Here is a 7,670-nt window from a genome sequence, read left to right as displayed (position 1 = left end):
AAGATTCCAAAGTTTCCGCCTTTGATACGAGTTCATTTACTTTTTATCTGAAAAAGAAACGAACCAAAGAAAAGCAGACTTTTTCTAAATGATGTTATAGGGGAAAGTCCAGGAATCCCCGTTTCTTATTGGGATTCCTGACGGGCATAGTTGGCTGAAGTATAACGACTATAAACTTCAAAATCTATGAATTTATAATAAATTTTTCCTCTGATGTGAGAGGAAGATGTCCAAAGGACAAAAGGAGTTAGATTTGGTCTGTGTCATATGGATTTTAATATTTTCTTAGTGATCTTTTTAAATTTTATTTTGTGAGCTTAGTGTAAAGGTTTAGTTTTTTTATCCATGAAAATGAGGTTTTAGATCCATAGAAATCTGTATCAAAAAGGAAATTTAAAAACTTCTGTGCCATAGTAGTAGGATATTATAAATTTGTGATAAAAAGAAAAGTTAGGTTTGATTAGGGTAATTCATGAATTAACTATACGATAGATTAGTGGCAAAAAATATATGAGTAAAAAAAATCCAAAATTCTAATTAAATATGTTAAAATATAAAGTAAATAAATTATAAATTTGGAAGAAATAGGAGTTGAAAAAATGTTACTTATTGAAAAAGAGATAGCCGGTATATTTAGTCAAATGGTACAAAATTCATTTGAAGGGGTAAAAGGGTTAAGAGGCGTAGATATCCAACCAGCTACAAATGATAAATTTGGAGATTTCCAAACAAATTTTGCCATGATGAATTCTAAAATAATAGGAAATAATCCAAGAGCCATAGCTACTAAATTAGTAGAAGGATTTTTTGAGAATGAAGTTATAGAAAAATTAGAGATAGCAGGGCCTGGATTTATTAACATATATTTAAAAGAAGAGTACTTAGGAAAAAGAATAAATAACATGACTAGCGAAAAATATGATTTTTCATTTTTAGATACCCATGGAGACGTAATTATAGATTACTCTTCTCCTAATATCGCCAAGAGAATGCATATAGGTCACCTTAGATCTACAATCATAGGTGATTCTATCAAGAGAATATATAATCACTTAGGGTATAATACAGTAGCAGACAATCATATTGGCGACTGGGGAACTCAATTTGGGAAATTAATCATTGGATATAGAAATTGGTTGGATAAAGATGCATATGAGGAAGCTCCTATCGATGAATTAGAGAGAGTATATGTAAAGTTCGCTGTGGAGTCAGAGCATAATGAAGAGTTAAATGATCAAGCAAGATTGGAATTGAAAAAATTACATGAAGGTGACCAAGAGAATTATAGACTTTGGAAGGAGTTTATAGAAGTATCATTAAATGAATACAATAAAGTATACAAGAGATTAGATATTGAATTTGATACATATTTTGGTGAATCACACTATCATGATATAATGCCAGGAGTTATAGAAGAATTAAAGGAAAAGAAAATAGCGGTGGAATCTGAGGGAGCTCAGGTCGTATTTTTCCCTGAGGAAACAAAATTAAATCCGTGCTTAGTACAAAAAGGAGATGGAGCATTCTTATATGCAACTTCAGATATAGCTACAGTTAAATTTAGAAAAGAAAACTATGATGTAAACAAATTGGTCTATGTAACTGATGAAAGACAACAAGATCACTTTAAGCAGTTTTTTGCAATAACTGAAATGATGGATTGGAATATTGAAAAGAAACATATATGGTTTGGAATAATGAGATTTGCTGACGGTATATTCTCTTCTAGAAAGGGAAATGTAATTAAATTAGAAGAACTTTTAGATGAAGCTAAAAGAAGAGCATTAGAAGTAGTGGAGGAAAAAAATCCAACACTTTCTACTGAGGAAAAAGAAATTATTGCAGAAGTAGTTGGAACAGGAGCAGTTAAATATGCTGACCTTTCTCAAAATAGACAGAGTGCAATAATATTTGAGTGGGATAAGATCTTAAGTTTCGAAGGGAACACAGGACCTTATTTACAATATACATATGCTAGAATTCAATCGATCCTTAGAAAAGGAGCAGAAGCTTCTAAAAACTTAGATGAAAATGCTGAAGTTAAATTTATAGAAAAAGCAGAAAAAGCGTTAGCATTGCATATGAATCAATTCCCAGCTGCGGTACTCAAAGCTTCTACAACATATAAACCAAACATAATAACAGATTATTTATTTGAATTAGCTAAGAAATTTAATACTTTTTATAATGCTTGTCCAATATTAAATCAGGAGGATAAAATTTTATATTCTAGATTATTAATTGCTGATAGAGCAGCTAAAACTTTAAAAGAAGGGTTAGAATTATTAGGTATGAGAACAGTAGATAGAATGTAGACCTTTTTATCGACCCTCTCCTTCTAATTTCTTCTTAATCAGGTAGAAATAAAACTGAAGAATAGAGAGTAGTGATAACCGAGAGCGGTAAAAGGGAGAAAGAGTTAAAATAAAGAAGAATTCCTTTGGAATTCTTCTTTTACTATATTTAGAATTAAAAGGTGAGTAGGAGGAAAATAAAATTTTTATAAAAAAAGATAAATACTATGAGATAGAAGAATTTGACAGTTTAGGGATAGGGGCAATCTATACCACTAAAAATTTAATAGATAGTAGGATAATAAAGCAAGATACAGTATCTAAAGATAGGATAAAAAAACTTTTAGATATAGAGGAGAAAACTATAGTTTTTGCAAGTCAAACCCATTCTATAAATATAGCCGTGGTAGGAAAAAAAGCAAAAGAAATCTATTTAGATACTGATGGATTTATCACAAAAAATAAAGCTTTAGTTTTATTTACCCAATATGCAGACTGTTTACCGATATATGCCTATGATAAGAAAAATGAGGTTATAGGACTCTGTCATGCTGGGTGGAAAGGAGCTTTTGATGGGATACAAAAAAAAATGATAGAGAAAATGTTCTCTGAATATGGATCTTTAGTAGAAGATATTGTAATTGGATTAGGGATAGGAATATCTGTGGACAACTACCCAGTAGGAGACGAGTTCTTTGAGGCATACTACAGACAATATGGAAAGGAGATGACAAGGATTATATTTTCTATAAAATCAGATGGGTACTACTATGATAATATAGAATTTAATAAACAAATATTATTGAGATTAGGAATAAAAGAAGAAAATATAATAACTTCTAATAGTTGTACTTATAGGGATGAATTTCATTCTTATAGGAGGGACGGGGATCTAAGTGGTAGAAATGGAGCATTCATATACTTTAAGAAAAAGTAGTTTTATTGATATATTTATTTTATTTTGTTTATTACTTGTTTTTACTTCTTGTACTAGTATACCTGTAGAGAGGAGTTGGCAAGATATAAAAAGTGTAAGGTATAGAACCGAAGAATTAGAGGTAGGAGATATAATAGTAAAGAGTAAAATGGCAAAAGATCCTCTGGGATGGTATGGACATGCTGCTATGGTGGTAAAAGAAGATACCATAGGCGATTATCCCAAATTAGGAGTAGGATATTATGAGATTGATACTTATTCATGGTTGTATGAAGACAGAGAAGTTATGGTACTCAGATATAAACATTTTGATGAAAAATTTAAAAAGTTGTTTATTGAAAAGTTGAAAAAATATACAGATAAAGGTTATTTTATAAGTGGAAGAAAAAATACCAATAGTTTTTATTGTTCAAAGTATGTGTGGTATATATATTATATTACCGCAAAGGAACTTGGATATGATTTGGATTTAGATAGTGATGGGGGATTTATGGTTTTTCCATATGATTTTATAGCTTCAAAAGAGTTAGATCAAATTATATTTTAGGAATGAAAAAAATGAAAATCATAAGAAAAATGGATTATAAATCAGATAGTTTTATTAGAAGATAGCGTGATTTTTACTATGCTAAAAATAATTAATAAAATATGATAGTTAGGGAAGAATAGTAGCTATAAAGATATTTGACTCAAAGAAAAGAATTTTTAATTAGATATCTAAAAATATAAAAAAAGTTAAGTCCTAACTAAATTATAGTTAGAGCTTAACTTTTTTATTATATAAGAGATCAGAAATTTACTTTGAATAAGCTTTTGCTCTTTCAGTTTCTACTTCTTCAATAGTTTTAGGCATTTTTAATCCTAATCTACGAGATCTACCATTTTCTATAGCATAGTCACCTTCATATCTCATACCACCAAAGTTTAGATATTCGTCGATTTTTTCAAAATTTAAAAATTTAGAATTAATACCTTCATCTTTCCATTTTTTAATAAGTTCAGGGATGAAGTATATTCCAGGTTCCACTGTAAATACAAATCCATCTTCTAAAACTCTTCCCATTCTGAGTGAAGATAATCCGAATTGAGTTGATTTAGCTTCTCCATTGTATCCTACTATAACTTCTCCAAAATTTTCCATATCATGTACATCCATTCCCATCATATGACCTAGTCCATGAGGCATAAATAATGCATGGACACCATTTTTAACGACTTCATCAATATCTCCTACAATAAGTCCCAAAGATTTTAGTCCTTCTGCAATTTTAGAACAAGTAGCTAAATGAACTTCCTTATATGTAATACCTGCTTTTAAAATAGACTCAGTATGATTATATGCGTCTATTAATATATTGTAAATTACAGCTTGTTTAGGAGTAAATTTTGCATCTACAGGAAAAGTGGTTGTCATATCTCCACAATACCCTGAGGCTGATTTCGCTCCAGCATCAACGAGAAGCATCCTTCCACTTTCTAGAGTATTTCCATGGTAGTGGTTGTGGAGAGTCTGCCCATTAGTCGAGCAAATAATAGGAAAACTATCGGTACAGTGATTACATAACATTACTTCTTGGACCTTTGCTGTAACTTCATATTCTTTCATACCGACCTTTGCAGTTTGCATAGCTTTTAAGTGCATAGCACGGGTAACATTGACTGCTGCTTCTATTTTTGTGATCTCCTCAGGAGTCTTATAATTTCTCTGATTAGCTATAGCGTAACAAAGTTCTTCAGAACTTCCATTTTTGATCTCTTTAGGAGTTTTGTTCAAAAGCTCTCCTAAAGTTATAATGTTTTCACCTCTATATTGAGGATGATAATGAATTTTTTTATCCCTATTATTTTCTAAAAATACTTTTAGATCTTCGTATGATCCCGTATTTTCTATTCCAAAGTTAATAGCTTCGTTCTTTAGAGATGGTTGAGGTCCCATCCATATAACATCGGAGATGGTATAATCATATCCAAAGATATAATTTTTATCACTATCTAAGTCTATAAGACCAAACATATCGGCTCGATCGATACCAAAATAATACCTAAAACTACTGTCTTGCTTAAACTCGTATGTATTATCTAAATAATCCATACTAGCTTCACTATTTCCAGTGATGAGAACAAGACCCGATTTCATCTCTTTCTTTAATTTTTTTCTTCTTTCAATATAAGTTTCTTTACTAAACATAATGTCCCTCCTATTTTTTTATGAATTAATACTAATTTGTATGTGTAAAATTGTATAATTCATGATTAGTTATAATTTTTTAGTATAACCTCAAGTTTATCCTATCATATTTTTGTATGAAAAAAACAAAAAATTTTAAAAAAATGTAGAGAGAGGGAAATACTTTTATTATCAAAGTTTATTCTTGACAAATTTTTGATAAGTTGATAGACTGATTATAGAAATAAATGGTTATTTAAGATTACTACTAGGAGGGATCTCATGGCTTGTCCAATAACATTTGCTGCATCAGATAAAACATTAAAAATTGTTGAAATATTAGGTGGAGATAGGGCAAAAGGAAAACTTTTAGAGAGAGGACTTTGTATAGGAGAGTGTCTTTGCATCTCTGAAGGAAGTTGCAGAGGGAATATAATTCTTAAAACAAAAACTTCAAAATATGCAGTAGGATTCGGGTTAGCTAGTAAAATTATCGTAGATGAGATATAGTCTACGAATTTTTTTACTAAAATAGTTTGAAAATCGAAATATAATAAAGAACAATAGCTTTTAAAAAGTGATATAATTGGAGGGCAGAATGAAACTAACAGAATTGAACAGAGGGGAAAAAGCCATAATTGTAAAGATAGGTAAATTAGGAGAACTAAGGAAGAGGTTAACAGATATGGGGATAACATCAGGGGAACTTATTAAGTTAGAAAGAGACGCTCCTTTAGGAGACCCCCAGCAATTTTTAATAAAAGGTACAGGAATAGCCATCAGGAAAGAAGATGCTAATCATATTGAAATAAAAGATGTTGTGAAAAGTAAATAATTAAATATTAATATTAAATCAAAAAATAAAATTTGCGTAGAGGTAACTCATAAATTGCCATACGACACAAGGGAGATAAATAATGATAAAGATTGCGTTTGCAGGAAATCCAAATGTAGGTAAATCAGCATTAATAAATGAAATGGCAGGTTCATCTCTAAAGGTAGGAAACTGGCCGGGAGTTACAGTAGAAAAAAAAGAAGCACAATTTGAATATAAAGGTCAAAAAATCAAATTAGTAGACTTACCTGGAGTTTATTCACTCAGTCCTTATACTTTAGAAGAAAAGATTACTCGTGATTATATCATAGATGAAAATCCAGATGTAGTAATTAATGTAGTAGATTCAACAAACTTAGATAGAAACCTATATTTAACTATGCTTTTAAAAGAACTAGGAAAACCTATGATAATGGCATTAAACTTTATAGATGAATTTGAAAAATTAAACTATAAACTAGACCTAAAGCATTTTGAAGAACACATAGGGATGGAAGCTGTTACAACAAGTGCATTAAAAAATAGAGGAATAAAAGAATTATTAGAAAAATCATTAAAGGTAGCTGAAGAACATAAAGAACAGGCACATTCTAAATATGAACTAAGAGTTGATAAATTTTTAGAAACAGAAATGAAAAAAGTGGAAGAACTTGTTAGAGATAGTGACGAATTTATTCCTGTAATGGATAAATATGCTATGGATTTTATAACTATAAAATTATTAGAAGGTGACAAGCATTTTTTAGGGAAATTAAAAGAGTATGGAATAAATAGATTGAATTTAGTAGAGGAATCTAAAAAAAGAATAGAGGATAAATTTGACGAAGATGTAGAAACTATATTTGCAGAGAGTAGATATGGGGCTGTAAAGGGAATTCTTCTCCATACACTGAAGACATCTTTAAAATCGAGGTTAGATTTTACAGATAAGGTAGATAAAATTTTACTGAATAAAATTTTAGGATTACCTATATTTTTAGTATTAATTGCAGGTCTTATGGGAATAGTATTTAATGGGGCAGCACCGTTACAGGACTGGTTAGATGGATTTATAAATGGGTTTATTGGTAAATATGCAGGGATGCTTGTAGCAGGAACACCAGACTGGCTAAATTCATTTGTATTAGATGGATTGATTGCAGGAGTTGGAGGAGTATTAGTCTTCGTTCCGTTGATGTTATTTTTATATTTCTTCCTAGCTATATTAGAAGAGAGTGGATATATGTCTAGAGTAGCTTTTTTAATGGACAAAGTCATGAGAACTATGGGATTAAAAGGAAAAGCTTTTGTACCAATGGTATTAGGATTTGGGTGTACAGTACCTGCTATTTATGCTACAAGAACTTTAGAAGATGAAAAATCCAGAAGATTAACAGCTCTAATGGCACCATTTATGTCTTGTGGAGCAAGATTACCAGTATATGGATTATTTACAGC

At 30.3% G+C, this 7,670-nt stretch carries 7 protein-coding genes; 6 read left to right on the top strand and 1 reads right to left on the bottom strand.

Features of this window, described 5'->3' with window-relative positions; genetic code table 11:
- The first annotated feature begins 599 nt into the window (after positions 1-599).
- From argS to WBG30_RS03580, 3 genes are all read left to right on the top strand, one after another.
- Entirely contained in the window at positions 600-2,315 is a 1,716-nt protein-coding gene (gene argS, locus WBG30_RS03590) for an arginine--tRNA ligase (RefSeq protein WP_424503276.1), read from the top strand.
- 181 nt (positions 2,316-2,496) lie between these two features.
- Complete coding sequence (locus WBG30_RS03585; RefSeq protein ID WP_424503278.1) at positions 2,497-3,231, top strand: polyphenol oxidase family protein; 735 nt, start codon at positions 2,497-2,499, stop codon at positions 3,229-3,231.
- A complete protein-coding gene (locus WBG30_RS03580) occupies positions 3,200-3,778 on the top strand; it encodes a YiiX/YebB-like N1pC/P60 family cysteine hydrolase (protein WP_424503277.1) in 579 nt (192 codons plus the stop codon). Before WBG30_RS03585 ends, WBG30_RS03580 begins: the two co-directional genes overlap by 32 nt.
- A 249-nt stretch (positions 3,779-4,027) precedes the next feature.
- Here WBG30_RS03580 and WBG30_RS03575 read toward each other — a convergent pair whose 3' ends face one another.
- A complete protein-coding gene (locus WBG30_RS03575) occupies positions 4,028-5,419 on the bottom strand; it encodes an aminopeptidase P family protein (protein WP_424503275.1) in 1,392 nt (463 codons plus the stop codon).
- A 261-nt stretch (positions 5,420-5,680) separates the two neighbouring features.
- On the opposite strand from WBG30_RS03575, the gene WBG30_RS03570 reads away from it, so the two are divergent.
- The 3 genes from WBG30_RS03570 to feoB form a co-directional block, all read left to right on the top strand.
- The gene (locus tag WBG30_RS03570) at positions 5,681-5,908 is read left to right on the top strand and encodes a FeoA family protein (RefSeq protein ID WP_424503274.1); all 228 of its coding nucleotides are present in this window, start codon (positions 5,681-5,683) and stop codon (positions 5,906-5,908) included.
- Positions 5,909-5,996: 88 nt separating this feature from the next.
- Positions 5,997-6,233 (top strand): FeoA family protein, encoded by a 237-nt coding sequence (locus WBG30_RS03565; RefSeq protein ID WP_424503273.1) that lies wholly within the window; start codon positions 5,997-5,999, stop codon positions 6,231-6,233.
- Positions 6,234-6,315: 82 nt separating this feature from the next.
- A partial coding sequence (gene feoB / locus WBG30_RS03560; RefSeq protein WP_424503272.1) for a ferrous iron transport protein B occupies positions 6,316-7,670 on the top strand: 1,355 nt, incomplete at its 3' end.

It is taken from the genome of Psychrilyobacter sp. (genome assembly GCF_049671765.1).
GTDB lineage: Bacteria > Fusobacteriota > Fusobacteriia > Fusobacteriales > Fusobacteriaceae > Psychrilyobacter.
Note: the sequence above shows the minus strand (reverse complement) of the source record. Positions and strands in the feature narration are given on the sequence as shown.